Annotated in this window: 23 protein-coding genes and 1 tRNA gene; 10 read left to right on the top strand and 14 right to left on the bottom strand. The window is 57.4% G+C overall.

Annotated features, from left to right (window positions below; genetic code table 11):
• Positions 1-32 precede the first annotated feature (32 nt).
• From B3Z17_RS00615 to B3Z17_RS00605, 3 genes are all read left to right on the top strand, one after another.
• Entirely contained in the window at positions 33-818 is a 786-nt protein-coding gene (locus B3Z17_RS00615) for a YgfZ/GcvT domain-containing protein (RefSeq protein ID WP_286828116.1), read from the top strand.
• A gap of 77 nt (positions 819-895) precedes the next feature.
• Positions 896-1,798, top strand: a complete 903-nt coding sequence (locus tag B3Z17_RS00610; RefSeq protein WP_286828115.1) for a hypothetical protein — start codon at positions 896-898, stop codon at positions 1,796-1,798.
• 68 nt (positions 1,799-1,866) lie between these two features.
• Positions 1,867-1,989, top strand: coding sequence for a hypothetical protein (locus tag B3Z17_RS00605; protein ID WP_277620377.1), 123 nt, complete (start codon positions 1,867-1,869; stop codon positions 1,987-1,989).
• Here the strand turns inward: B3Z17_RS00605 and B3Z17_RS00600 are convergent.
• The 9 genes from B3Z17_RS00600 to B3Z17_RS00560 all read right to left on the bottom strand — a co-directional run bounded on the left by B3Z17_RS00600 (position 1,986) and on the right by B3Z17_RS00560 (position 12,055).
• Positions 1,986-2,813, bottom strand: coding sequence for a phytanoyl-CoA dioxygenase family protein (locus tag B3Z17_RS00600; RefSeq protein ID WP_286828114.1), 828 nt, complete (start codon positions 2,811-2,813; stop codon positions 1,986-1,988). The two genes, B3Z17_RS00605 and B3Z17_RS00600, sit on opposite strands and share 4 nt — an antisense overlap.
• A gap of 59 nt (positions 2,814-2,872) precedes the next feature.
• Entirely contained in the window at positions 2,873-3,304 is a 432-nt protein-coding gene (locus tag B3Z17_RS00595; protein WP_286828113.1) for a hypothetical protein, read from the bottom strand.
• 42 nt (positions 3,305-3,346) lie between these two features.
• Complete coding sequence (gene ppdK / locus B3Z17_RS00590) at positions 3,347-6,007, bottom strand: pyruvate, phosphate dikinase (protein WP_286828112.1); 2,661 nt, start codon at positions 6,005-6,007, stop codon at positions 3,347-3,349.
• A gap of 103 nt (positions 6,008-6,110) precedes the next feature.
• Positions 6,111-8,216 carry a glycine--tRNA ligase subunit beta gene (gene glyS / locus B3Z17_RS00585; protein ID WP_286828111.1) on the bottom strand — a complete coding sequence of 702 codons (2,106 nt, stop codon included), beginning with the start codon at positions 8,214-8,216 and terminating at the stop codon, positions 6,111-6,113.
• Between the two features lie 3 nt (positions 8,217-8,219).
• On the bottom strand, positions 8,220-9,116 hold the full coding sequence (locus B3Z17_RS00580) for a glycine--tRNA ligase subunit alpha (protein WP_175445661.1): 897 nt from the start codon (positions 9,114-9,116) through the stop codon (positions 8,220-8,222).
• Positions 9,117-9,233: 117 nt separating this feature from the next.
• Entirely contained in the window at positions 9,234-9,974 is a 741-nt protein-coding gene (gene map / locus B3Z17_RS00575; protein WP_068304929.1) for a type I methionyl aminopeptidase, read from the bottom strand.
• Between the two features lie 3 nt (positions 9,975-9,977).
• The gene (locus B3Z17_RS00570; protein ID WP_074519494.1) at positions 9,978-10,280 is read right to left on the bottom strand and encodes a chorismate mutase; all 303 of its coding nucleotides are present in this window, start codon (positions 10,278-10,280) and stop codon (positions 9,978-9,980) included.
• A gap of 32 nt (positions 10,281-10,312) precedes the next feature.
• Positions 10,313-11,200, bottom strand: coding sequence for a S49 family peptidase (locus tag B3Z17_RS00565; protein ID WP_286828110.1), 888 nt, complete (start codon positions 11,198-11,200; stop codon positions 10,313-10,315).
• Between the two features lie 33 nt (positions 11,201-11,233).
• Positions 11,234-12,055, bottom strand: a complete 822-nt coding sequence (locus B3Z17_RS00560) for a tRNA1(Val) (adenine(37)-N6)-methyltransferase (RefSeq protein WP_068304925.1) — start codon at positions 12,053-12,055, stop codon at positions 11,234-11,236.
• Between the two features lie 154 nt (positions 12,056-12,209).
• On the opposite strand from B3Z17_RS00560, the gene B3Z17_RS00555 reads away from it, so the two are divergent.
• On the top strand, positions 12,210-13,238 hold the full coding sequence (locus B3Z17_RS00555) for a polyprenyl synthetase family protein (RefSeq protein ID WP_286828109.1): 1,029 nt from the start codon (positions 12,210-12,212) through the stop codon (positions 13,236-13,238).
• A gap of 5 nt (positions 13,239-13,243) precedes the next feature.
• Here B3Z17_RS00555 and B3Z17_RS00550 read toward each other — a convergent pair whose 3' ends face one another.
• The gene (locus tag B3Z17_RS00550) at positions 13,244-13,954 is read right to left on the bottom strand and encodes a hypothetical protein (RefSeq protein ID WP_286828108.1); all 711 of its coding nucleotides are present in this window, start codon (positions 13,952-13,954) and stop codon (positions 13,244-13,246) included.
• 124 nt (positions 13,955-14,078) lie between these two features.
• On the opposite strand from B3Z17_RS00550, the gene B3Z17_RS00545 reads away from it, so the two are divergent.
• Together B3Z17_RS00545 and B3Z17_RS00540 are read left to right on the top strand one after the other, a co-directional pair.
• Positions 14,079-14,155, top strand: a tRNA-Pro gene (locus B3Z17_RS00545).
• An 86-nt stretch (positions 14,156-14,241) separates the two neighbouring features.
• Positions 14,242-15,180, top strand: coding sequence for an MBL fold metallo-hydrolase (locus B3Z17_RS00540; protein WP_286828107.1), 939 nt, complete (start codon positions 14,242-14,244; stop codon positions 15,178-15,180).
• Here the strand turns inward: B3Z17_RS00540 and B3Z17_RS00535 are convergent.
• From B3Z17_RS00535 to B3Z17_RS00525, 3 genes are read right to left on the bottom strand one after another with little or no spacing between them, the layout of a single operon-like run.
• Positions 15,177-16,286 carry an aromatic ring-hydroxylating oxygenase subunit alpha gene (locus B3Z17_RS00535; RefSeq protein ID WP_286828106.1) on the bottom strand — a complete coding sequence of 370 codons (1,110 nt, stop codon included), beginning with the start codon at positions 16,284-16,286 and terminating at the stop codon, positions 15,177-15,179. The two genes, B3Z17_RS00540 and B3Z17_RS00535, sit on opposite strands and share 4 nt — an antisense overlap.
• A 1-nt stretch (position 16,287) precedes the next feature.
• A complete protein-coding gene (locus tag B3Z17_RS00530; RefSeq protein WP_286828105.1) occupies positions 16,288-17,166 on the bottom strand; it encodes a dimethylarginine dimethylaminohydrolase family protein in 879 nt (292 codons plus the stop codon).
• Positions 17,163-18,479, bottom strand: coding sequence for an APC family permease (locus B3Z17_RS00525; RefSeq protein WP_286828104.1), 1,317 nt, complete (start codon positions 18,477-18,479; stop codon positions 17,163-17,165). The genes B3Z17_RS00530 and B3Z17_RS00525 overlap by 4 nt, the downstream gene beginning before the upstream one ends.
• Before the next feature lie 495 nt (positions 18,480-18,974).
• On the opposite strand from B3Z17_RS00525, the gene B3Z17_RS00520 reads away from it, so the two are divergent.
• The 4 genes from B3Z17_RS00520 (at position 18,975) to B3Z17_RS00505 (ending at position 23,764) form a co-directional block, all read left to right on the top strand.
• Positions 18,975-19,895: an MBL fold metallo-hydrolase gene (locus tag B3Z17_RS00520; RefSeq protein WP_286828103.1), complete on the top strand. Its 921-nt coding sequence runs from the start codon at positions 18,975-18,977 to the stop codon at positions 19,893-19,895.
• Positions 19,896-19,963: 68 nt separating this feature from the next.
• On the top strand, positions 19,964-20,956 hold the full coding sequence (nadA, locus tag B3Z17_RS00515) for a quinolinate synthase NadA (RefSeq protein ID WP_414672757.1): 993 nt from the start codon (positions 19,964-19,966) through the stop codon (positions 20,954-20,956).
• A gap of 25 nt (positions 20,957-20,981) precedes the next feature.
• Entirely contained in the window at positions 20,982-21,821 is an 840-nt protein-coding gene (nadC, locus tag B3Z17_RS00510) for a carboxylating nicotinate-nucleotide diphosphorylase (RefSeq protein WP_286828101.1), read from the top strand.
• 59 nt (positions 21,822-21,880) lie between these two features.
• Positions 21,881-23,764 (top strand): response regulator, encoded by a 1,884-nt coding sequence (locus B3Z17_RS00505; protein WP_286828100.1) that lies wholly within the window; start codon positions 21,881-21,883, stop codon positions 23,762-23,764.
• Here the strand turns inward: B3Z17_RS00505 and B3Z17_RS00500 are convergent.
• Positions 23,761-24,165: a DUF6869 domain-containing protein gene (locus B3Z17_RS00500; RefSeq protein ID WP_068304903.1), complete on the bottom strand. Its 405-nt coding sequence runs from the start codon at positions 24,163-24,165 to the stop codon at positions 23,761-23,763. The genes B3Z17_RS00505 and B3Z17_RS00500 overlap by 4 nt on opposite strands.
• Positions 24,166-24,209 lie beyond the last annotated feature (44 nt).

The raw sequence follows: 24,209 nt of genomic DNA, 5'->3' as shown, positions 1-24,209 counted from the left end.
TAGCGTGAATATCAGCACCAGATAGGAATTTTATGTCAGCCGCCCTGTTGAACCTCGATCACCGCGCCATCCTTCGTCTGAAGGGCCCGGATGCCCGCAGTTTCCTGCAGGGGCTGGTGACCAACGACGTGATGCCTGTAACGGCCGGCAAAGCCGTGTACGCTGCCATGCTGACCCCGCAAGGGAAATATATGTACGACATGATCATCATGGCCGATGGTGATGACCTGCTGCTGGATATTGAGGCAGAACGAAAGACAGACCTGATGCGGCGCCTGATGATGTATAAGCTTCGGGCGGATGTGGCGATCACGGACGAGACCGACCTCGGTGTCTGGGTATCGCTGGAACAGCCAAGCGCAAACGGCGTGTCAGTGCCTGACCCTCGCGACGCAATGTTGGGTTGGCGGCTTGTAACCGCAGAAAAGCCGGATGCCCCCGCCCTGGAGCGCGACACCTATGAACAGGCCCGGCTGCGGCTGGGTGTGCCGGACGGCAGCCGCGACATGGAAATTGAAAAATATTTCTGGCTGGAAACGGCGGCCGAACGGCTGAACGGCGTATCCTTCACCAAGGGGTGTTATGTCGGGCAGGAATTGACCGCCCGCATGAAACACCGCACCAACCTGAAGAAAATGCTGCGCCCCGTACGCGTTGAAGGCGGCGCGCCTGAAGAAGGTGCTGTCATTGAGACAGTAGAGGGCAAGGCAGCGGGCACCGTTCGCACCTCAAACGGCGAGTTTGCGCTCGTCTACTTCCGGCTGGAGCACGAAGCCGCAACGCTCACATGCGACGGCAAACCGGTGATCCTGTTATAATTATTGCATTTGCAGTTCTTTAACCTCCGCAATCTAGTCTTGGTCTTTGCGTGTAACAATCAAGACGGGGACTTTGCGTGCGCACTGGACTGATCCGGGGTGTGACTGGGCTTTTACTGGCATTTATTGTCAGCGCCGTCCCCGCGCATGCTGAAAACAAACCCACCATCACTTGGCTAAAGCTTGATTGGCAGCCCGCCTGGATCAATTCGGGCCCCTGGGCAGGTAAAGGCTATGCGCAGGCTGGTGAACGCATGCTGCAGGCCCGCTTGCAAGAATTCGATCATGCCGACCAATCCGTTGTGAATGTCCGCATCTACACAGTCATCAAGACAATGGAGGCCTGCTTTGCAACCGCGCCCTACCGCGGCATTGACCTGAGTCCAGACCAGAGAGACGGCCTGGTTTTCAGCGCCCCAACGTTCCTGTTCTTCTATCATGGCATCATTGCCCAGGAGAAGGCGTTGCCCGTTATTCAGGCCCACGCCGATCAGGGACGAGTCGACTTCAAAAGACTGATTGAAGACAAAGCTGCCAGAGGTGCCTTCCAGCCGGGCCGTGTCTACAGCCGCTGGCTCAATGACATTTTCGCGAATGATCCAAACACGGGGAATATGTTTCGCTGGTCCGGGCGCACCAGCCTGACCCAAAGCATGTTCAAAATGATGGATGCCGGGCGCTTCGATTATTTTGTCGACTATTATGCCATGCTGCGATTTCATCAGCTGACCGAAGGCAACAGCGGCCACTACAGCTATTATCCGATCCTGGAACATGAGAATGAGTTTGGCATGGGCGGCATTGTCTGCAATGACACGCCCCAAGGACGCATGGTGATTGCGCGCATCAATGAAATTCTCTCCAGTCTTCGGCAAACAGATGAGTTCACCAATGCCAACGCCTTCTGGCTGATGCCACCCGGCCAGGAAGCCAAATACTGGCGCCTCTGGCATCAGGAACTGCTAACCCGCACAGATTGACGCACTCACACTAATAGTCTTGTCTTTTTTCCCCGCTTGTGGTGCCATTGGACAAACGGGGAAGGGCTATGACCAAGAGCAAAAAACAACGCACTCAGGAAAAGAACAAGGCGCATGAGCGGCACAATCTGTTTGTGTTGGGCGCCGCTGTCGCCTCCATCCTGATCATCGTGCTGGCACTGGCCAACTAGTCAGCCAATAGCTTTGCTGGATGACGGCCACCCGCATGGCCCATGAAGGGTGGGTGAATCTGATAGCCAAGTAACGACTGCATCGTTTCAGGCATTTTCGCCACATCCTCACGCGGGATGGACAGGAAGAAGTTTTCCTGCTGGCGCGCCCAGGTGGCGCAATACTGCGGGAACAGCCCAAGCCTGCCGTGGTCGGTCACATTGCCCCCTGCCCTGTGCCACAGGTTCCCCAGGAAAATCAGCACCGACCCCCGCGGCATTTCCGCCGTTACGATCTCTGCGTTTTTTGGTGCAGCCCAGCCGTCCGCCTGTCCGGCCTCATGAATCTGGAACGCGTCATAGGTTTCCAACACACCCTCGGGCTTTTCATCGTCGCCCCAGGTATGGCTGTAGGGGATCAGCTGTGTGGCGCCGTTTTCCGCCGTGAAGTCATCCATCGCCCAAATTGCACCCACTGAGAAGGCGGGTCGGGGGCGCGGGATGGGATAGAAGCTGTCATCTGTATGGAAGGCCTGCGGCTGTTCGCCCGGCAGCACATTGGCCGCCAGCGCCGCCGTGATCAAACAGTCACCCCACAATAGCGGCTTGATGATCTTCAACACATCTTCGTTATCAAAAAAGGGCCACAGCGCCGGGCCATATTTGGGCAGGCTGTAGATGCGCTGGGTCTTGAAGCCTTCAAACTGGTTGCGGCCCGTACGCTGGCCCTCGAAGACCGGGTCCAACACCGCGCGGCAGGCATCCAGTTTTTCATGCGGCATCAGGTTTTCAATGATGAAATAGCCGCGGTCCTTGATGATCTCGATAATGTCAGCGTGGTTCATGGCCTATCCCCCTACAGGGAAAAAGATAGCCCCACTCCGAGAAAAGAAAAGCCCTGTGGCTATTCGAATACCTGTCGAACATTCACATCGCGCTTTGGCCAAACACTCGCAGCCACATAGGCAACGACAAAGCCTTGAAGGAACACCAGCAACAAGCCGACCACTTTTCTGGGAACAAAGGCATCGCCCGACAAGGCCGCTGCAATGAAAAGGGGCGTGATAATCATAGCTGCAACCTGGATTGCAGCAATTTTCACAGTCCTTTTGCGCCGCATCATCAAAACAAGCGGCGTTGCGATTGCCGCGAGCAGCAGCGCACCACCCAAATCCATGATGGTTGCAGCCATCATCACAGCAACCTCATCCACAGACTCTGGATCAAACGCAACCCATCCCAGTACAATGCCGTGGCGGAGGACGAAGCTGCTCAACATCTCGCCAACGAGCACGGACAAGAAAAACAGCCCAATAAATATACCAACCTTTTTCATACTTCCCCCAAATGCAAAGAGGGCCCGAAGGCCCTCAGAAATTTAGTCTTTCAGGGCGGCCTGTGCAGCCGCGAGTCTGGCGATCGGCACCCTGTACGGCGAGCAGGACACGTAATCCAGCCCCGTGCGGTGGCAGAATTCCACCGACGCCGGATCGCCGCCGTGCTCACCACAGATGCCCAGCTTCAGGTCAGGCTTGGTGGAGCGGCCGCGCTCGGCGCCGATTTCCACAAGTTCGCCCACGCCTTCCTGGTCGATGGAAACGAATGGGTCCTGCGCGAAGATGTCTTTCTTCACATACTCGTCCAGGAACCGTGCTGCATCATCCCGGCTGATGCCGATGGTGGTTTGCGTCAGGTCGTTGGTGCCAAACGAGAAGAAATCAGCTTCAACTGCAATCTTGCCAGCCTGCAATGCAGCGCGCGGCAGTTCGATCATGGTGCCGACCAGATACTCGACGCTATGGTCTTGCTCGCTGAACACCAGGCTCGCAGCGGCATCCACCACCTGGCGCAGCATACCCAGTTCCTTGCGGGTGGCCACCAGCGGGATCATGATCTCAGGCACAACCGTTTCGCCGGTTTCCTTTTCAACCGCGATCGCCGCTTCAAAGATGGCGCGCGCCTGCATTTCATAGATTTCCGGGTAAGTAATGCCGAGGCGGCAACCCCTGTGACCCAGCATCGGGTTAAACTCATGCAGTTCAGACGCCCGGCGTTTCAGGTGGTCCACATCCGCGCCAATGGCCTTGGCCACGTCTTCGAATTCGTCTTCCTCACGCGGCAGGAATTCATGCAGCGGTGGGTCCAGAAGTCGGATTGTCACCGGCAGGCCGCGCATGATCTTGAAGATTTCTTCAAAGTCGCTGCGCTGCATCGGCAACAGTTTCTCAAGGGCGGCTTTCCGGCCCGCAAGATCATCCGCCAGGATCATCTCACGCACGGCAATGATGCGCTCGCCTTCAAAGAACATATGCTCCGTGCGGCACAGGCCAATGCCTTCCGCGCCAAACTCACGAGCGGTCGAGGTGTCATGCGGTGTATCGGCGTTGGTGCGAACCTTCAGCTTGCGGTAGCTGTCGGCCCATTCCATCAGCTTGGCGAAATCGCCCGCGAGCTCAGGCTGCAGGGTTTTCACTTCGCCGATCATCACCTCACCCGACGCGCCGTCGATGGTGATGATGTCGCCTTCCTTGACTTCACGGCCCGCGCAGGACATCACACCTGCCTTGCCGTCGATGCGCAACTGACCAGCGCCAGACACACAGGGCCGCCCCATGCCGCGGGCCACAACAGCCGCGTGGCTGGTCATACCGCCGCGGGCGGTCAGAATGCCTTTGGCAGCGTGCATGCCGTGAATGTCCTCGGGGCTGGTTTCAACCCGGCACAGGATCACAGCTTTGCCTTCCTTGGCGGCTGCTTCGGCGTGGTCTGCGTCAAACACCACCTCGCCAGAGGCCGCGCCAGGCGACGCCGGAAGGCCACGTGTCAACACATCACGCGGGGCATCCGGGTCCAGCGTTGGGTGCAGCAGTTGGTCAAGGGCTGCAGGCTCAACCCGCAGCACGGCTGTTTTCTCGTCGATCAGGCCATCAGCCGCCATTTCAACGGCGATCTTCAGGGCCGCTTTCGCGGTCCGCTTGCCGGCGCGGGTCTGCAGCATCCACAGTTTGCCGCGCTGAACGGTAAACTCGATATCCTGCATGTCCTTATAGTGTTTCTCGAGCTTCTCGAACACAGCCGCAAGCTCTGCGAACACTTCAGGCATGCTTTCTTCCATCGACGGCAGCGTTGCGCCTGCAGCTTCACGGGCTGCTTTCGTCAAATTCTGCGGCGTGCGGATGCCCGCCACCACATCTTCGCCCTGCGCGTTGATGAGATACTCGCCGTAATATTCGTTTTCGCCGGTGGATGGGTCCCGCGTGAAGGCCACACCCGTCGCTGACGTGTCGCCCATGTTACCGAACACCATGGCCTGCACATTTACGGCCGTGCCCCAGTCTTCCGGGATATTGTTCAGCTTGCGGTATACCTTCGCACGCTCAATCTGCCAGCTTGAGAAAACGGCACCAATAGCGCCCCAAAGCTGCTCACGCACATCCTGTGGGAACGGCTTGCCAAGCTCTTCTTCCGTCTTGGCCTTGAACTGCTGCGCCAGATCTTTCCAGTCATCCGCGTCAAGGTCGGTGTCCAGATCGACACCCTTTTCTTCCTTGTGGATCTCGATCAGTTCTTCGAAGTGATAGTGATCAACCCCGAGCACCACGTCAGAATACATCTGGACAAACCGGCGGTAGCTGTCCCAGGCAAAGCCGGGGTTGCCGCTGTTTCGTGCCAGACCTTCAACCGTTTCGTCATTCAGGCCCAGATTCAGGACCGTGTCCATCATCCCTGGCATGGAAACCCGTGCACCAGACCGCACGGACACCAGAAGCGGGTTTTCCTTGTCGCCAAATTTGGCGCCAACACTTTTTTCAATTGCTGCGATGGCCTGGTTGACTTCGCTTTCAAGCGTGTCGGGATATTCCTGGCCGTTGGCGTAATAATAGGTGCAGACTTCTGTGGTAATCGTCAGCCCCGGAGGCACCGGCAGGCCCAGCGAGGCCATCTCGGCCAGGTTTGCACCCTTGCCGCCCAGGAGGTTCTTCATATCTGCACGGCCTTCAGCCGCGCCATCACCAAAGCTGTATACCCATTTGGTCATGCTCTACAGTCCTTTGTCGCGTGCCCGGGTCCCCTTTAAAGGCACGCAGATTTCAGAAGGGCGCCGGGCAGTTTTTATATCTGGTTGCCCGGCCATTTTATGATCAGCCCTCGATCAGGCTGAAATCGGCCACGGTATTCACCGCGGCTCGAATTTGGCTCAGAAGCGCAAGGCGGTTGGCCCGCAGCGCTTCATCATCGGCGTTCACCGTTACCTTGTCAAAGAAGGCATCGATTGGCGCTCTCAGTGTAGATAGAGCGGCCATCGCCTTTTCAAAATCTTCCGCGGCCAACGCATGCTCCGCGTCGGCGCCCGCGCGGGTGAGCGCAACCGCCAGCGCTTCCTCTTCCGGATCAATGAGGGCGGCTTCGTGAACGTCCTGGTCATAGGACTTGCCGTCTTTCTTCTCTTCGATCTTCAGAATGTTAGCGGCCCGCTTGTAGCCCGCCAGCAGGTTGGACCCGTCATCGCTTTCAAGGAAAGCCGACAGGGCTGCAACCCGGTTCAGGATGCGCACCAGGTCATCATCGCCTTTGGCAAACACGGCGTCGATCAGGTCGTGCCGCACACCAAGGTCACGCTGCTGCACTTTCAAGCGGTCAGCGAAGAACGGCAGAAGATGCTCTTCGAACATGCTTTCCAGATGCTTGAGGATTGCGTCCTCACCGCCTTCGGCGTGCAGTTCCAGATACGGCTTGAGCGGCTTGGCAGCCAGGCCCAGCACATGCTCAAGCGGCAAGCGGATACCGTTTTCTGTGATCAGGCGAATGACACCCAAGGCTGCGCGGCGCAGCGCATAAGGGTCCTTGGAGCCTGTCGGACGTTTGTCGATCGCAAAGAAACCAACAAGCGTGTCGATTTTTTCTGCCAGAGCCACAGCAACAGATACCGGTGCACTAGGGCAATCATCCGACGGACCGGCAGGCGCATAATGGTCACGAATGGCATCGGCCACCGCGTCGCTTTCGCCCTGTGCCTTGGCATAGTAGCGGCCCATGATGCCCTGCACTTCAGGGAATTCGTAAACCATGCCGGAAACCAGGTCAGCTTTCGCAAGCTCTGCAGCGCGCTCTGCCTCTGCCGGATCACAGCCTTCGATATATTCAGCCAGGAAGCCCGCCAGCGCTTTCATCCGCGCCACACGGTCAGACATGCGGCCCAGTTCAATATGGAACACGATGTCCTTGAGCTGCGGCAGATTGTCTTCGAGCTTGCCCTTGAGGTCCTGTTCCCAGAAGAATTTTGCGTCTGCGAGGCGTGCGGCGATCACCCGGCCATTGCCGGTTGCGACAGCCGCGCCGCCATCCTTGGCTTCCAGGTTCGACACCGTGATAAAGTGCGGTGCCAGCTTGCCGGTTTCCTTGTCGCGGGTAACGAAATATTTCTGGTCCTTCTTCATGGTCAGGATCAGCACTTCTTCCGGCACTTCCATGAAGCTTGGGTCAAAGCTGCCCAGAAGCGGCACAGGCCATTCAACGAGGCCCGCCACTTCCTGCAGAAGCCCCTTGTCTTCCACCCATTCAACGCCCTGCTTGTCAGCAAGGGCCTTCGCGGCTTCAGCGATCTTGGCTTTGCGCATCGCTGGGTCCAGCACCACTTTGGCGTCCTGCAGCTTGGTACGGTAGTCAGCGAAATCTGTCACCTCAAAGGCGTCCGGCGCCATGAAGCGGTGACCGCGCGTGGTGTTACCCGCCTTGATACCGTCGATGTCCAGTTCAACCACATTGCTGCCGAACAGGCACAGGATGGATTGCAGCGGGCGCACCCACCGGAGGCTGCCATCGCCCCAGCGCTGGGACTTGGGCCATGGGAAATTGCGTACGGTGGCTTCAAGCGCTTCGGCGATCACTTCTGTCGTCGCGCGCCCCGGCTTTTCGATCTTGGCGAAGAAGAAAGTGCCCTTCTTTTCTTCGCGCTCTTCAAGCTGGTCCCGGGTTACGCCCGCGCCGCGCATGAAGCCTTCAAGCGCTTTTTCCGGCGCGTCAACGCGGGGGCCACGGCGCTCCTCGGAAATATCAGGTGTTTTGTCAGGGATGCCGCTGATGGTCAGCGCAAGGCGGCGCGGTGTCGCGAACGCATCAGCCATCTCATACGCAAGGCCCGCTTCCTTCAGCGCAGCCGTCATCATTTCCTTGAAGTCTTCAGACGCTTTTTTCTGCATCCGTGCCGGAATTTCTTCGGACAGGAGTTCAATCAGAAGGTCACTCATGACTTATACCTCCCAGCCGTTTTTCTTGATCCAGGCTTCACAGCAGCCCTTCGCCAGGTCCCGCACACGGCCGATATAGGCCTGTCGTTCCGTTACCGAAATGACACCGCGCGCATCCAGCAGGTTGAAGGTGTGGGAAGACTTGATGCACTGCTCGTAGGCCGGAAGCGGCAACTCGGCTTCCAGAAGCTTGGCGCATTCTTCCTGCGCCTTCTTGAAGTCCGCGAACAGCTTGTCGGTGTCGGCGTGCTCGAAATTGTAGGCAGACTGCTGGCGCTCGTTCTCCAGGAACACGTCGCCGTATGTTGCGCCGGCGCCGTTGAAATCAAGGTCATACACATTGTCGACGCCCTGCACGAACATGGCCAGGCGCTCCAGCCCGTAGGTCAGCTCACCCGAAACCGGTTTGCAGTCAAAGCCGCCCACTTGCTGGAAGTAGGTATATTGGCTGACTTCCATGCCGTCGCACCAGACTTCCCAGCCAAGGCCCCAGGCGCCCAGGGTTGGGCTTTCCCAGTCGTCCTCGACAAAACGGATGTCATGCAACTCGGCATCGATGCCGATCGCTTTCAGGCTGCCAAGATACAGTTCCTGCATGTTCGCAGGGCTTGGCTTCAGGATCACCTGAAACTGGTAATAATGCTGCAGCCGCATGGGGTTTTCACCGTACCGGCCATCGGTCGGGCGGCGGCAGGGCTGCACATAAGCAGCTTTCCACGGCTCTGGGCCAAGCGCCTTCAAGGTGGTCGCCGGGTGAAATGTACCCGCGCCCATTTCCATGTCATATGGCTGAAGGATGACACAGCCCTGATCGGCCCAGTAATTCTGGAGCGTCAGCAGCATTTTCTGGAACGGCATGGCGTCCGGATTGCGTTTTGCAGTGCTTGAAGAGTCTGTCATGAATGACCGCTTTAAAAAATCGAATCTGTTACTCGGAATTGCTGCGCTGCAAACTAACGGGCGGACCCCATGGGGTCAAGCAAGAGAATCCCTTGGCGTAGCAAAGATTTTCAAGGCTCACGCTGTCAGGATAATTGGCGCGCCTTTTGTGACGATAAAGGTATGCTCGAACTGGGCTCCGAAGCCGCCATCAGCCAGGCGGAGGGTCCAGCCGTCTTCGTCCTCATAATATTGGTCGCTGTGGGTTGCCAGGAACGGCTCGATGGTCAGCACCTGCCCTTCGTGCAAGCGCTCGCGCTCACGCGGATAATAGATGTTCGACACCGTCGGCTCTTCATGAATCCAGCCACCAACACCGTGGCCGTTCAGGCCCTCGATAATCTTGAAACCATATTTGGCCGCTTCGCGCTCCACCACCTTGGCGATGGCATTCAGCGGCTGACCGGCACGCGCCGCGAACATGGCTTTCCGCTGCGCTGCCTTGGTGGCATCCAGAAGGGTCTGCAGGTCAGGCGAAATGGTGCCCACCGCGAAGCTGGAGCCGGTATCCGCAAAAAAGCCGTCCTTCTCAGCCGACACATCGATATTGACCAGATCGCCTTCCCGAAGCGGAATGTCGTTCGGAATGCCGTGCGCGACCGCGTCACCCACGGAAATACAGGTGAAGCCGGGGAAATCATAGGCCAGCTTGGGCGCCGATGTCGCGCCGCGCTCTGCCAGCATTTCGCCCGCCATGGTGTCCAGCTCAAGCGGGGTCACACCGGGCACTACCCTTGTGCCCATGGCAGCCAGCACATCGCGGCAGATAGCGCCAATTTCCTTCAGCTTTTCAAGCTGGTCCGGCCCGTCAACAGTCATGCCCTAAAGCTCGCCTTTCTCTTTGATCCGCTCATGGTGCTGGATCACTTCCCGTATGATGAAATGGAGGAATTTTTCGCTGAATTCCGGGTCCAGGTTGGCGGAATTCGCCAGCGTGCGCAGCCGTTCGATCTGCTTCTGCTCGCGCCCTGGGTCAGCCGCCGGCAGGTCATGCTCGCGCTTGTAGAAACCAACCGCCTTGGTGATCTTGAAGCGTTCGGCCAGCATGAAAATCAACGCCGCGTCAATATTGTCGATGCTCTCCCGGTAGGCATTCAGCTGGGTCTCGTGTTGTTCGCTTGTCAAAGCGCTTCCTCCGTAAAGTATACTTTAGGGCCCTATAGCCCGAAACGGTTCCAAAACAGCCGTTCCTCGATCGCCGCCAAAAGCCCATGCGGCATATCTTCGATCTGGCCGATCCCGCTTGTATGCTGGGTGTCGCTGCCGCGGCCAAGGCCAAGGATCGACCCCAGGCGGGGTTTGCGTTCGCCAATCAGGCGCAGCCGCACCTTTTTGCCGAACCGGTCCCGAAGAACTTCACGTGCGTCGCCCAAACCGTCCACAAGACCCATTTTGACGGCGTCGGCACCCGTAAAGACATCCCCGGAAAACAAGCGCCCACGTAGCCCCTTGAGGCGCTTGCCCCGGCGCTCGCGCACCAGGGATTTGAAATGTTCGTGGACCTCTTCCTGAATTTCCTTCAGGCGTTCCACATCTTCTTCCTTCTCTGGCGAGAAGCTGTCCAGCATGGCTTTCCGCTCGCCTGCTGTGTAAAGGCGTCGATCAATGCCCAATTTCTCGATCGCCTTATCGAAGCCAAATCCGCTCGCGATCACGCCAATACTGCCGATGATCGACGACTCGTTCGCGTAGATCTCGTCGCCCGCCAGCGCCAGCATATAGCCGCCTGATGCTGCAACATCTTCAGCAAATGCAAGCACTGGCACATCTTTTTCGCGCGCAAAGTCGCGGATGCGCTTGGTAATCAGTGCACTCTGCACAGGTGATCCGCCGGGCGAGTTAATCTGCAGCGCCACAGCAGACAAGCCTGGGATGGTGAAAGCATGCTCAAGCGTTTCAGCCAGGGACGCCATGTTCAGATTCTGCTTGAAGCGCTGGCCCGGAGCAATCACGCCGTAGAGCCGTACCACCGCCACAACAGGTGGCGGATCACCGAACAAGCGGCGACGCAGTTCATAGAAGAATTTGGACAGTCGGTTAGCCATGGTTGCTACTTTGGATAATCATTCTGCCCCTGATTAGCGGCTTTGACGCGGATGCGCAAAGGCTTTCAGGTCAAGAGCCGCGCCATCACGCAAAATTTCTTCGGCTTCACGGGTATAGCGTTCCACCTCTCCGTGCAAGGCAAGCCCCGGCAGAATACTGGCTGTGCCGTGCATACCCTTGCGCCCCTGGATGATCACCCGCTTGGCGGGAGAGCCGTAGCGCGGCCAGAGTGGCATGATCTTTAACTCCCCCACACGCCGGTGCAGGTGGGCAATCACTTCATCCACCCGGTCGGCCCGGTAAATAATGGATACTGTGCCCTTGTTGCGCACCAGATGAATGCAGAATTTCACCCAGTCGCGCACGCCGGCGCTGAGGTCCATGTGCGCGAGGCCTTTGGTTTCCGCTGGGGGTCGGATGCCCTTGCCGTCGGCCAAATAGGGCGGATTGACCATCACATGATCATAGGTGGCTTCGTCTTCCTGTTTGAGGTCCGTAATACTGCCCTCATCAACGGTCACCCTGCCCTCAAGGCCGTTATAAGCGATGTTGCGGCGCGCAAAATCAAGCATGTCCGACTGAATATCGATGCCATGAACAGACACGCCGGGAACCCGCCGCGCCAGGCAAAGGGCCGCGCCTGCAGACCCAACACCGCCTTCAATCACCCGCTCGCCAGCCTTGGCAGGCACGCAGGCGGCCAGCATCACTGTGTCCATCGACACACGATAGCCGCACTTGGGCTGGATCAGCTTTACGGCGCCACCAAGGAAATCATCGACCGTTTCCCCTTCACCCAGGCGTGGGATCGCGGGAAAGAGATGCGCGCTATTGTCTCGGGCTTGATCGTCCACGGGGTTTCGTTCACCACTTGTTTATTTGATACGCTTAATTGTACGTGGAAATTATCTGGGGTCAATTGACCTAAAATGCGTGCAAATCCTTGCCAGCCCTGATGTCAGGCAGTAATGTCCGCGCGCTAAATATAAAAATGAAAGCGGGGATCGAATGTCCAGCAACGTTGTAAATATGCGCGATCACAAGCAACCAGCCGCCGATAAGGAGGCAATCGACCGCCTTCAGGCCATGACCGCTGATGACATGCAGTTGGTAAACGAAACCATCCTGAAGCGCATGGACAGCCCCGTGGCCCTCATTCCTGAGCTGGCCGGACACCTGATCTCCTCAGGCGGAAAACGCCTGCGTCCCATGCTGACCTTGGCTTCCGCCAAGCTTGTTGGCTATGAAGGCAAGCGCCACATCGGCCTCGCTGCCGCCGTTGAATTTATCCACACCGCCACGCTTCTGCATGACGATGTGGTGGACGAAAGCAACATGCGGCGCGGCAAGAAAACCGCCAATCTTATCTGGGGCAACCAGCCGACTGTTTTGGTGGGTGACTTCCTTTTCAGCCGGTCATTCGAGCTGATGGTGGAAAGCGATTCGCTGCGCGTCCTCAAGATTCTGGCAAATGCCGCTGCCGTTATCACTGAAGGTGAAGTTCTGCAGCTGACTACTGCCAATGACCTGACCACGTCAGAGGAAAAATACCTGGAGGTGATCACCGCCAAGACGGCCGTGCTGTTCGCCGCCGCCTGTGAAGTAGTGGGTGTGGTGTCCGAACAGGGCGCAGAGGTTGAAAGTGGACTCGAAGCCTACGGCCGCTATCTGGGCATCGCCTTCCAACTGGTGGATGACGCGCTGGATTATTCCGCCAAGCAAGCGACATTAGGCAAAGAAATCGGCGATGACTTCCGCGAAGGCAAGGTGACCCTGCCCACCATTCTGGCCTACCGCCGCGGCAGTGAAGAAGAGCAGAAATTCTGGAAATCCACCATGGAGCGCCGCAAACAGGCCGAGGGTGATCTGGAAAAAGCCATCGACCTTCTGAACCAGCACGGCACACTGAATGACACCATCGAACGTGCCCGCCATTATGGCAACATGGCCAAGGACTCGCTGGCAATTTTCCGCGACAGCCCAGCCAAGAAGGCGCTGATCGATATCGTCGATTTCTGTGTGATGCGGGCCTACTAGGGCGCCTACTCTATTGGTAGCTGTCCGTTGTGGTTCATGACAGGTCGCACCCAGCCACTCTGTGTCCAACTCACCACAGCAAGCTCAATGGGCTCTCCCGCACGGCGCGTAATGCGCCCAAGGTCGCAGCCTGGGCGTCCAATGATGGCCATTTCCCGGGGACATTCAAACGTCACAAAATAGGCTGGCTGTGCCTGAACCATGGATGCCTGGTAGCTAAAGTTTGCTGACACATAACCTGCTGGCAGGTCTGCCCATTCGGCAACGGTCATCACACGGCCGAGGTCAAATGCTCCAACATAATGCACCGCTGCTGGCACCACCTCAAATCCAAACGCTCCTTCAGAATAGCTGTCATAAGAAATTGTACGGGCATTATAGCCGCGCAAGGAATAGGCGACAATTTCCTCAAGAAACCAATGACCTGGCTCGAACGTGGCTTCAACAAAATACTCACCTGTCGGCATCTTCCCGTATGGGCCCGATTTGACAGACCCCTTTGGAGCGCTCACAGACACAGTCTCCTTGAAAGCTTTCCCGGTCGAAGGGTCATATTTGCGAAATTTGAGTTCGGGACGGACCATACCCTTGAAGTCTATCTTCATGACAACTAGGCCAAGGTCCCTTTGGGCCAAGTAGCTAATGTCTTTCTTATCGCCGCCCATACAGCCTGAAAGAAGAACGGCCAAGAACAAAAACCGGGTCACGTTTTTCATATTATCCCCCAATATCGCGCCTTGTATAGTGCACACGAACCTATGTAACAGATATCGCGTAACTGTATGGCCTGCAAGGCCTTGTTCCTGCGCCTGAACTGCCGTAATTTTCGGTTCGGCGTATCGGGGAGTAGCTCAGCCTGGTAGAGCACCGTCTTCGGGAGGCGGGGGTCGCAGGTTCAAATCCTGTCTCCCCGACCAATTTCTATCCAATGTTCTAAGCCTTCAGCCAATTGACGCGCTTATCAACTGATGATCTGATCCTTTCATCTCTTGGGGAGGAACAGATGATCAGATTAGCCATCGCTGCGCTACTTGCGGCCACGACCAACATGGCGGCTATGGCCGCAGACCTTGGACCGACGGCTCTACACAGATACGTATCCAACCATATCAGCTGGAACACCAACAGCTATTGGATTGAAGGCGACGACGGCGTCGCACTTATCGACGCCCAACTGCTGCCGTCGGACGCGAGGCGCCTTGCGGACCAGATCAAGGCCAGCGGTAAACCGCTTGCAGGCGTTATCATCACCCACCCGCATTCAGACCATTTCGGCGGCCTGCCGGTTCTGAAAGATGCCTTCGGTGACTTTCCGATTTACGCCACTCAGGGCACGGCTGACGGCTTTGCGCCCACGCTCCAGCAGATGCTGGCGTCATACAAGATGCCGAATGCCTTCGGCGAAGCCTTGGACGAACGACTTGTGATGCCAACCGACATCATCAAAGATGGTGAGACAATCACTATTGCCGGGATCGATTTCCAAATCCACGACCTGGGCGCCGGTGAAGCCGCCAACAATATCATCGCCTACCAGAAGGACCTGAATGTGGTGTTTGCGGGCGACACTTTCTATCCTTTCACCCATTATTATGTTGGCGAAGGCCATATCGATGGGGCCCTGAAACATCTTGAATTCCTGAAAGCCAGCTTTGATGCCGACACCTACGTTCTGCCGGGCCACAATGATGCGAGCCGGGTCAGAAGCGCAGACAAGCAGATTGCTTATATCAATGGTTTCATCGATGCTGTGAAGGCTGCACGGGCCGCGAAAGGTGCGCTCGATGCCAATGGCCGTCTGACCCGTGAGGCCAGAGGCACCATGGTTAGCGAACTGATGCAGGACTATGCGGCCTATGACGATTTCAGCTTCGGCAGCCGCACAATCCTGACATGGAACAGCTTTGGGGTTGAAGCCTGGCTGCTGGCCCAGAAGGACTAGATTTTCGCCCCGAAATCCTCGGGCAAAGCCTCGCGGATGCGGCGCACGCTATCCAGCAGGCACACTTCTGTTTTGGCAAGCGGCCCCGTGCTGAAGCTTGACGATGCCATACCGTCCTGCACCCGGTTGATGATCACCGTGTCTTCGGCATTCACTTCCCGGTTGATGCGCCAGTTCAGGTACCGCGCGGCCTGCATCTCTCGCCTCTCATCCGGCAGCACATAGGCCACCTCGCGGATTAGCGTTTCTGTGGCCGAGACCGGAATGAATTGCATGAAATCGATCTGGTCGGGGTACACGTCGAAGGCCACATTGGGCCACAGCCGATAATAGCACCAGTGGCGCTGCAGGTGCTCTGGCAGGTGATCCACTTTGGGCAGCAGCGATTTATAGTGCCGTGTCGACCAGCTGTCCTTGCGGGTTTCCATTACGTCACCCCACATCTTGTGGATGTCACCCTTCACTTCCATGCCGTAAGTGTTGCCCACAAGACCCGAAAGGCCGGAGTGCGCGACGGGGATATGCAGCGCATCGGCGTAATTATCCGCGATCTGCTTCCAGTTCACCGCACGGGGCCTGAGCGTCAATCGCCCAAGCGGCTGCATTTCTTCAATCCTGTAGCGGCTCAGCTCATCAACGTAGGGCGCGAACTGGTCCTCAATGCTGGGCCCACCAGGCACAAGGCGTGCCCAGATAAACCCGAGAAACTCACAGCTTTCCGCCTCCGGCAGGAAATGGTCTGCGCGGTCAAAACCTTCGAAATCGCGCTCGTAGGGCACGTTCACCAGCGTGCCCTCAAGGTCCCACGTCCAGGCGTGGTAGGGGCAGCGGATACGCCCGGGGCATGATCCATCATTGCCTTCCAAAAGGCGCGAGCCCCGATGGCGGCAAACATTATGGAACACGCGGGCCTTGCCGTCCTTACCGCGCACGGCCACAAGGCGTTCATTGAGGATATCCAGCGTGACATAGTCACCCGCATTCGGCACATCATTCTGGTGGCACACCAGCTGCCATGCCGGGCGGACCACCGCCTCCATCTCGCGCGCGAAATAGGCTTCGTCATAATAGGCCCAGGACGGCAGGCTTTCATACGCCGCTGTCATGTCAGGTGCCCCGCACCAGCGGGCGCGTCAGGCAGGTTGGCCCGCCTTCGCCCTTGCGGCTGATTTCGTCGCCTTTGTAGGTATCGACCGTGCAGCCTGCAGCCTCCAGCCGCGCCTTGGTCTCAGGCAGACGGTCCAGCATCAGGATGTTGCGGGGGCCAAGTGCCAGCACATTGCAGCCCATGGGGATGAATTCTTCCTCAGGCACCTCAACAAACCCAATACCGCGCGCTTCCAACCAGTTGATAAAACTATCCGGCATCAGCGGACGGTAGATCAGCGCCAGGTCGTGGTCGAGCGGGCTGATCATGGACATCAGGTGAAACACGTCTTCGGGATGGCTCGGGGGCGGTAGCGGCACTGTATGCACTTCCACATCGGGCCCTAATAGGCCTTGGAGCTGACGGATGCCTTCCGCGTTGGTGCGCGGGCCTTCACCCACAGCCAACGCGTGATCATCCAGCCAGATGATATCGCCGCCCTCAATAGTGCCCGGTGCTTCAATAGTGCCCAATACCGGATAGCCTGCGGCTTCAAAGGCGCTCGCATTCACCGCTGGTTCGCCCCGGCGCCCAGCACGGCCCATATGGCACAGGATGAGGCCTTTTGGGCTCACCAGCACCGCATCGCGGGCATAAATGGAATCAAGGGTCAGCGCGTCATCGCCGCCAAGCATGATCACTTCGGCGCCAGAGGCGCGCAGCTTGTCGGTGAAAATCTTGTGTTCATCGATCGCAGACCCAAGCTTGGGCGCGGAATAGAAGCGCAGGCGCTCCCATTCATCCGCAACCTTTTCGTCACTGACATAGGCATGCTCGGGCGGCCTTACTGCCACAACCTTGAGCGCCCCATATTCGTTCAAACCGGATAGTGTCTTCATTCTGCCCCTTCTCGTCTTTGTCTTGTAACCCAAACATAAATCGGCAGGCCTGCAAGCAGAAGCAGGAAGGCCCAATAAACGCTGTCACGCCCCGATCCGGCGATGATCCATACCGCATAGCCAAACCCGATGGCCGCCACAAGGGTGTCCCGCAGATGCACGCCGCGTGACGCATGCGGATCACGGACTGCATACAGCCAAGCCGACGCGGCAGACATGGCCACAGGCAGGATCGCCGTCACCGTGGACAGCAAAATCAGAAATTCAAAAGCCACCACCAGGCCGTTGACGAAATTCAGCGCCAGCGCCACCGAAGACAGGATACCTCCGATAATGAACGACCAAGCCGGCGTGCCGAACTTGGTTTTCATGCCAAAAAGGCTCGGGAACAGGCCGTCAAGAGCCGCAGCCATGGGCATCTGCCCCGCGGCGAACAGGTTGGCGTTCACGCCGCTGCTGGTCGCGACCAGTGCAATGATCGCGATGACCGTGGCGCCCCCTGGCCCCACAAGCGCAGAGGCAGCATCCGCAAGCGGTGCCGTAGAATTCATCAGTTCATCAGCTGGCAACAGACCGAACGCTGCCACGGTGACAGCGAAATAAAGAACAGTAACAGCAAGCACCCCCATCATGGTGGCGCGAGGGATGGTGCGGGCCGGGTCCTGCACTTCGCCGGCCGGCACCGTCGCAACCTCAAAGCCAATGAAGGCCCACATCGCCAGCGCACTGGCGGCGATGGTCGCATCAAGCCCATCCGCAGGTTCCTTCATGGCGGAGAAGTTTGTGCTTTCGACACTCACCAGCCCTACAAGGGCGAGAAACAGAAGCGGCAGGAATTTGGCCAGCGTTGTAATGAGCTGAAGCGCGCTTGAGCCGCGCACGCTGCGACAATTGACAAACACCAGTATCCAGATCAGCGACAGGCCGGCGACAAGCGACAGGGTGGGCGATGTTTTAAGTACCGGAAAAAATTCCGACAGGTACCCGACAAAAGCCACGGTGACAGCCGCAACAGCAATCCAAAGCGAAATCCAGTAGCCCCACGCCATCTGAAAGCCGACGAAGTCACCAAACCCCGCCCGACTGTAGGCATAAGGCCCGCCGGTTGCGGTTATCCGTTTGGCCATATAGCAAAGCGAATAGGCAAGCGCGATCGTGCCCAGCCCCGTCACCAGCCAACCTGCAAGCGCGTATGCCCCGAAAGGTGCCAGGACAGTTGGCAGCATGAAAACGCCCGAGCCCACCATCATACCGACAGAAAGCCCCCAAGTGCGCCAGAACCCCATCACACGACGGGTTTGGTAGTCCCCCATAAGATCTTCCTCCCTGATCCCCGAAAAAAGCCTAAAGGAAAGAAGCGTTTGCACCTAGTGCTTTTCTACGTCGTCTGACTGGGGAGCACCAAAGCCTGCCCCCGCACGATTCTGGTTCAAATTGGCACATACCGACATGTCTCAAATTGAAACAGCATTGTCCCAAGGCGGTACAAAACGATCTATCCTGCAGCCCGTGTTCGGCCAAGCCCTTGAAATCCCTGGCACTCATTTCTGGCACATAGATTGCGAATATGGAGGCGAACCTGGTGCTCCGGCTGCCACCAGATACCGGGTTCCTGAGTTTCGGGTCTTCGCAGCTGCCAATTTGTTGAAGACCCAGCCATTGGAGTCGGCCGCGCCTCTTGCCCCACCTCAATCCGCTTTGGTGCGGTCGGCTCCGAACCACTCTCCCCCATTTAATCTGACTTCCGTCATTTTGCTTTTCAGCGATAGCGACACAGGTTACCCATTGGGACACCCTTTGGAGAGCTTATGAGCGCTGAATTCATCCATGACCTGCACGCCCCTTACGGTGAAGCCGAACCCGTTTCGCCATTGATCACCCGTGTCCTGTGCGAAAACCCCAGTCCTTTCACATATACAGGCACTGGCACTTATGTTGTGGGCACGGGCCCAAATGTGGCCGTTATCGACCCCGGCCCAATGATGGAAGCGCACGGCAAAGCCATCCTTGAGTCCACCAAAGGCAAAACCATCAGCCATATATTGGTGACCCACAGCCATATCGACCATTCGCCCCTGAGCGCGTGGCTCAGTGAAAGAACGGGTGCCCCTATATATGCTTTTGGCCCCCACGGGGCGGGCCGGAAAGGCGGCCTGGAAGGCGAAGAGGTGGAAGCGGGTGCGGATCATGCATTCCAGCCCCATCATCAGCTGAAAGACGGCGACCGGGTGACGGGCGACGGTTGGACCCTGCGCGCCATCCACACCCCTGGCCACACAGCCAACCACCTGTGCTTTATGCTGGAAGAGGAACAGGCCCTGTTCTGCGGTGACCATATCATGGGCTGGGCCACTACGGTGATTTCCCCGCCTGACGGCGATATGCGTGCCTACCTTAAAAGCCTGAGGCGCACGATCGATGAAAAGCCCGCACGCCTGCTGCCGACCCACGGCCCGGCAGTTGAGGACCCTGAACCTTTCGTCCGCGGCATCATCACCCACCGTCGCATGCGCGAAGGCCAGATTTTGAAGCATCTTGAAGATGGCCCGCTCAGTATCGATATAATGGTCAGCCGCATGTATAAGGATGTGAACAAGGCGTTGCATCCTGCGGCCGCGAGGTCTGTGCTGGGGCACCTGATCGCCCTTGTCGAAGAGGGCCGCGTTGAGGCAGATGGGCCAGCGACGCTCGTAAGCGAATATCGCCTACCCCCAAAGCCTTGCCAATAGGGCTTTTGGCGGCTATCTATGCCGCACCAATAGGTTTTTGAGTATACGTGCAGGAGACTGACATGAACATGCAAACAAGCACCGCTGTTGATCCGACCCTCGACCTCGTGGCCGAGATCCAGCGTCTGCGCAAGGAAAAGAATGCGGTTATCCTCGCACACTATTACCAAGCCGGTGAAATTCAGGACATTGCCGATTTCGTGGGCGACAGCCTCGATCTTTCGCGCAAGGCCGCGGAAACTGACGCCGAGATGATCGTCTTCTGCGGTGTGCGTTTCATGGCTGAAGTGGCCAAGATCCTGAGCCCACAGAAAAAGGTGGTTTTGCCGGATATGGCGGCAGGCTGCAGCCTGGAAGACAGCTGCCCGCCAGACGAATTCGAAGAGTTCGTCAAGGCGCACCCGGATCATATGGTCCTGAGCTACATCAACTGCTCAGCTGCCGTGAAAGCCCATACCGATATCATCGTGACCAGTTCGAACGCTGAGCATATCGTCAGCTCGATCCCCCAGGACCAGAAAATTATCTTTGCGCCGGACCGCCACCTGGGCGGTTTCCTGTCGCGCAAGCTGGGCCGTGACATGCTTTTGTGGCAAGGCACCTGCATTGTGCACGAAATGTTCAGCGAAAAAGAGCTGATCAAGCTGAAGGCCAAGCACCCGGACGCGCCCGTGGCCGCGCACCCTGAGTGCCCGGACAATATCGTGCAGCATGCGGATCACGTGGGCTCCACCAGCTCTATCCTCAAGTTCGCGACCGAGCATCCAGCCGACACGATCATCGTGGCGACAGAGCCCGGCATTATCCACCAGATGGAAAAGGCCGCGCCGAACAAGACCTTTATCGGTGCACCGGGGGCCGACGGCAACTGCAGCTGCAACACCTGCCCGTTCATGGCGCTCAACACCATGGAAAAGCTGTATCTTTGCCTGCGTGACGAAGGCCCTGAGATCGAATTGGATGAACACACCCGGGTTGAGGCCGAAAAGCCACTGCGCAAGATGCTGGACCTCAGCGCAGCCATCAACACCGGCAAAGACCTGTCCGCCATCGGCGCATAAGCCACTACGCCAGGGAGCAAGGCACATGACCGATTTTCCACTTTCACAGGCGGAAATCGATGCCTTCATCGATGTCGCCTTCGCGGAAGACATCGCCACGGGCGATGTCACCTGCGAGACGGTAATCCCTGAGGACGCGCGCCTGACGGCCACCATGAATGCCCGTGAGGTTATGGTGCTGGCTGGCTTGCCGCTCGCCGCGCCCATCTTCCGGCGCCTTGATCCTGACTGCACCATCGAATTCTTCGCCCAGGACGGCGACAAAATTGACCCCGGCACTGCTATCATGAAGGTGGAAGGCAAGGCCCGCGCCATGCTGTCGGCCGAGCGCACGGCACTGAATATCGTTCAGCACCTGTCAGGCATCGCCACACTGACGCGTCAATATGTCGACCAGATCAAGGGCACCGGGGCCACCCTTCTGGACACCCGAAAAACCATTCCTGGCCTCAGGAAACTTGGTAAATATGCTACCGCCATGGGCGGGGCGAAAAACCACCGCATGGGCCTGTTTGACGCCGTGATGATCAAAGACAATCACATTGCAGTTGCGGGTTCGGTTGAGAAAGCGGTCGCGGGCGCAAAAGCCGCAGGCCGGAATGACATCCAGGTTGAATGCGACACCCTTGAGCAAGTGCGCGAGGCGGTATCGGCAGGCGCCAACAGCCTGCTGCTGGATAACATGCCGCCAGCCATGCTGCGGCAGGCGCGTGCCATCGTGGATGGTGCCATTCCGTGCGAAGCCTCAGGCGGCGTCAACCTGCATACCATCCGCTCAATCGCGGAAACCGGTGTGGACTATATTTCTGTCGGGCGCCTGACCCAAAGCGCGCCCGCCGTCGATATCGGTCTGGATTTCGCATAGCGTTAAGGCGCGAGTAAGGTTTTCCCATTAGCGTGTGTCTACACGCTTTGGGGGGCGATATGCGCGCGAGATACATGCTAAAAGCCCGGACACGACACACTGAAACACCACTGGATTCCAGCCGACAGCTGACGCGACGTTATATTGTGGCACTACTGCTTGTCGCAACTGCGGCCACCACTGGCTTCCTGACCCTCTATTTTTCTATCAAGCGGGAAGAAACTGCGGCCACCGTCATTAATGTAGCCGGCCGGCAACGGATGCTGTCCCAAAGAATTGCGCTATTCATCAATCAACTGCAAGCACAGCCAAACGATGCCACCTTGCAGCAAAAGACCAGCAAAACAATCGATTTGTTCGAGACCTCTCACCGGGGTCTTATTTTGGGGGACGCGGATCTCGACTTGCCAAGCCTCACGCACGTACCTACACGAGACATCTACTTTGGCGACATTGCACTGGACGAACGCACCCGAACCTTTATCAGCCTGGCCCGGACAGCTTTGTCACAAGCAATTGCTTCCGGCATCATCGACGCTGATGTGCTCGAGGATATCAATACGGATGCCGCTGGTCCGCTTTTGAATGCACTGGATAGTGCGGTCGCCAGTTTCGCGAGAGAAAGCCGCAGCGCCATCCAGAACCTCGAAACCATTGAAGCCACTGTTTTTATATTTACGCTGCTACTGCTGTTGGCCGAGGCCTTTGTTATCTTTCGGCCCGCCGTGAAACGGGTCCAGTTGGCTATGTACCGTGTACTTAAGGCAGAAGAAGCCTCGCATAAATCCGCACGCGACCGACAGTTGGTGCTTGATGCGGTTAGCCACGAACTGCGAACCCCGCTGGGCGAAATCATGCATGCCGTCGCGTCCATCCCCCCTGAAAAGGTCGGCCCGGAAGTCATGGAACAATTAAGCAGGATCAATCGTGGCTGTGATGATATTGCTAATTCTGTTACCGCGGTCCTGAACTATGTATCGCTTGAAACCAGCATGAATGCCCCGCGCCCTGAACCCATCAATCTATACGTATTTCTGGATGGTCTGGTTGAGCGGCTGGCGCCACAGGCTCGAGCGAAAAATCTGGTGCTTTATCACCAAAGCGACGATGCAGCCGCACCCAACGATTGGTTTATCAAGGTCGATAAAGGCATCCTGTCCGCCATTGTGACCAAACTCCTGCATAACGCTATTCAATATACCACCGAGGGACGTGTGATTGTCAGATCGCAACTGACAGAGGAAGATGCCGACTGGCTCAGTTTGAAGATCGATGTTGCCGATACAGGCCAAGGCATTCCCCAAGGCGAGCTTGATACCATCTTTGACGCGTTTGAGGCCGCGGCCAGAACCGGCCAGACGGCGCGCGGTCTGGGATTAGGCCTTTCGTATGCGAGAGCGGCAACCAAACAGCTGGGTGGAACACTTACCGCTGTCAGCACACGGGGTCTGGGCAGCACCTTCTCCGTAACGATTCCCGTAGAAAAAGCCGAAAAGCCTGACACAACCCCAGTAAACCTTGATGAAACTGCTCAAGATAAATCGGCAGGGCTGAAATGCTTGGTGGCTGAAGACAATCCAGTGAATCAGATAATCCTGAGCAGGCTACTTGAGCGCGAAGGTCACCACGTGGTGAGCGTCGATAACGGCAAGTCAGCTGTTTCCGAAGCAGCACGTATGCGGTTTGATGTGATCCTTCTGGATATCAACATGCCGGAGATGCGGGGCGATGAGGCATGCCGGGCGATCCTTGAGCAAGCTGGCGACCACACACCACCGCGAATGGTAGCCGTAACGGCTAACACATTGCCCGAACAGATAGCAGGCTATCATGCAGCCGGGTTTCAGGCAGTCGTCGGCAAGCCGATCGACAATGAAAAACTGTATGATGCCTTGGTGGGCCTGCGCCCGGTTGGGCAAGAAGTAACCAACATAGACCTTTAGAGCGCCTGCACCCTGCCGTGCGATGCCCGGATCTCTGGCAAGGCGCCGTCGAGTGTACCCCAGGCCTGTTCGCTGACCGCATTGCGCCAAACGCATGAGAGGGCCACACAGAAGTTGGCATTTTCGCGCGCCGCTTCAATCAACCTGCCAAGCATTTCGCCACCATGGAAATTGATCAGGTCTTCAAGGGGCCCTGTGCCCAGAAAAGCCAGCGCCTTCATATTGTCTGCTTCAACCAGATTTACCGCTTCCCAGATCACCTTGAAACCGAGCGCGGCATCGTCACGGCATAGTCGCCACAAGGTTTCCACCGCCCGGAACTGCGCCTGTTGGGCATCTGCACCACGGGTGAAATAGCCCATGTAGTCCTGAGCCAGCTGGTGGATGTCTTCTTCCGTCATAATGCCCTGCCTGTTGGGCGCCACTACGCGCGTTCTGCACTCCC

Source organism: Kordiimonas sp. UBA4487, from assembly GCF_002389025.1.
Lineage (GTDB): Bacteria > Pseudomonadota > Alphaproteobacteria > Sphingomonadales > Kordiimonadaceae > Kordiimonas > Kordiimonas lacus.
This window is presented reverse-complemented; position numbering and strand designations above follow the sequence as displayed.

What these genes read in the sequence shown, in the direction of transcription:
- B3Z17_RS00615 (WP_286828116.1), top strand. Translation starts at nt 33, where the DNA reads ATGTCAGCCGCCCTGTTGAACCTCGATCACCGCGCCATCCTTCGTCTG.
- B3Z17_RS00605 (WP_277620377.1), top strand. Translation starts at nt 1,867, where the DNA reads ATGACCAAGAGCAAAAAACAACGCACTCAGGAAAAGAACAAGGCGCAT.
- B3Z17_RS00600 (WP_286828114.1), bottom strand. Translation starts at nt 2,813, where the DNA reads ATGAACCACGCTGACATTATCGAGATCATCAAGGACCGCGGCTATTTC.
- B3Z17_RS00595 (WP_286828113.1), bottom strand. Translation starts at nt 3,304, where the DNA reads ATGAAAAAGGTTGGTATATTTATTGGGCTGTTTTTCTTGTCCGTGCTC.
- ppdK (WP_286828112.1), bottom strand. Translation starts at nt 6,007, where the DNA reads ATGACCAAATGGGTATACAGCTTTGGTGATGGCGCGGCTGAAGGCCGT.
- glyS (WP_286828111.1), bottom strand. Translation starts at nt 8,216, where the DNA reads ATGAGTGACCTTCTGATTGAACTCCTGTCCGAAGAAATTCCGGCACGG.
- B3Z17_RS00580 (WP_175445661.1), bottom strand. Translation starts at nt 9,116, where the DNA reads ATGACAGACTCTTCAAGCACTGCAAAACGCAATCCGGACGCCATGCCG.
- map (WP_068304929.1), bottom strand. Translation starts at nt 9,974, where the DNA reads ATGACTGTTGACGGGCCGGACCAGCTTGAAAAGCTGAAGGAAATTGGC.
- B3Z17_RS00565 (WP_286828110.1), bottom strand. Translation starts at nt 11,200, where the DNA reads ATGGCTAACCGACTGTCCAAATTCTTCTATGAACTGCGTCGCCGCTTG.
- B3Z17_RS00555 (WP_286828109.1), top strand. Translation starts at nt 12,210, where the DNA reads ATGTCCAGCAACGTTGTAAATATGCGCGATCACAAGCAACCAGCCGCC.
- B3Z17_RS00550 (WP_286828108.1), bottom strand. Translation starts at nt 13,954, where the DNA reads ATGAAAAACGTGACCCGGTTTTTGTTCTTGGCCGTTCTTCTTTCAGGC.
- B3Z17_RS00540 (WP_286828107.1), top strand. Translation starts at nt 14,242, where the DNA reads ATGATCAGATTAGCCATCGCTGCGCTACTTGCGGCCACGACCAACATG.
- B3Z17_RS00535 (WP_286828106.1), bottom strand. Translation starts at nt 16,286, where the DNA reads ATGACAGCGGCGTATGAAAGCCTGCCGTCCTGGGCCTATTATGACGAA.
- B3Z17_RS00530 (WP_286828105.1), bottom strand. Translation starts at nt 17,166, where the DNA reads ATGAAGACACTATCCGGTTTGAACGAATATGGGGCGCTCAAGGTTGTG.
- B3Z17_RS00525 (WP_286828104.1), bottom strand. Translation starts at nt 18,479, where the DNA reads ATGGGGGACTACCAAACCCGTCGTGTGATGGGGTTCTGGCGCACTTGG.
- B3Z17_RS00520 (WP_286828103.1), top strand. Translation starts at nt 18,975, where the DNA reads ATGAGCGCTGAATTCATCCATGACCTGCACGCCCCTTACGGTGAAGCC.
- nadA (WP_414672757.1), top strand. Translation starts at nt 19,964, where the DNA reads ATGCAAACAAGCACCGCTGTTGATCCGACCCTCGACCTCGTGGCCGAG.
- nadC (WP_286828101.1), top strand. Translation starts at nt 20,982, where the DNA reads ATGACCGATTTTCCACTTTCACAGGCGGAAATCGATGCCTTCATCGAT.
- B3Z17_RS00505 (WP_286828100.1), top strand. Translation starts at nt 21,881, where the DNA reads ATGCGCGCGAGATACATGCTAAAAGCCCGGACACGACACACTGAAACA.
- B3Z17_RS00500 (WP_068304903.1), bottom strand. Translation starts at nt 24,165, where the DNA reads ATGACGGAAGAAGACATCCACCAGCTGGCTCAGGACTACATGGGCTAT.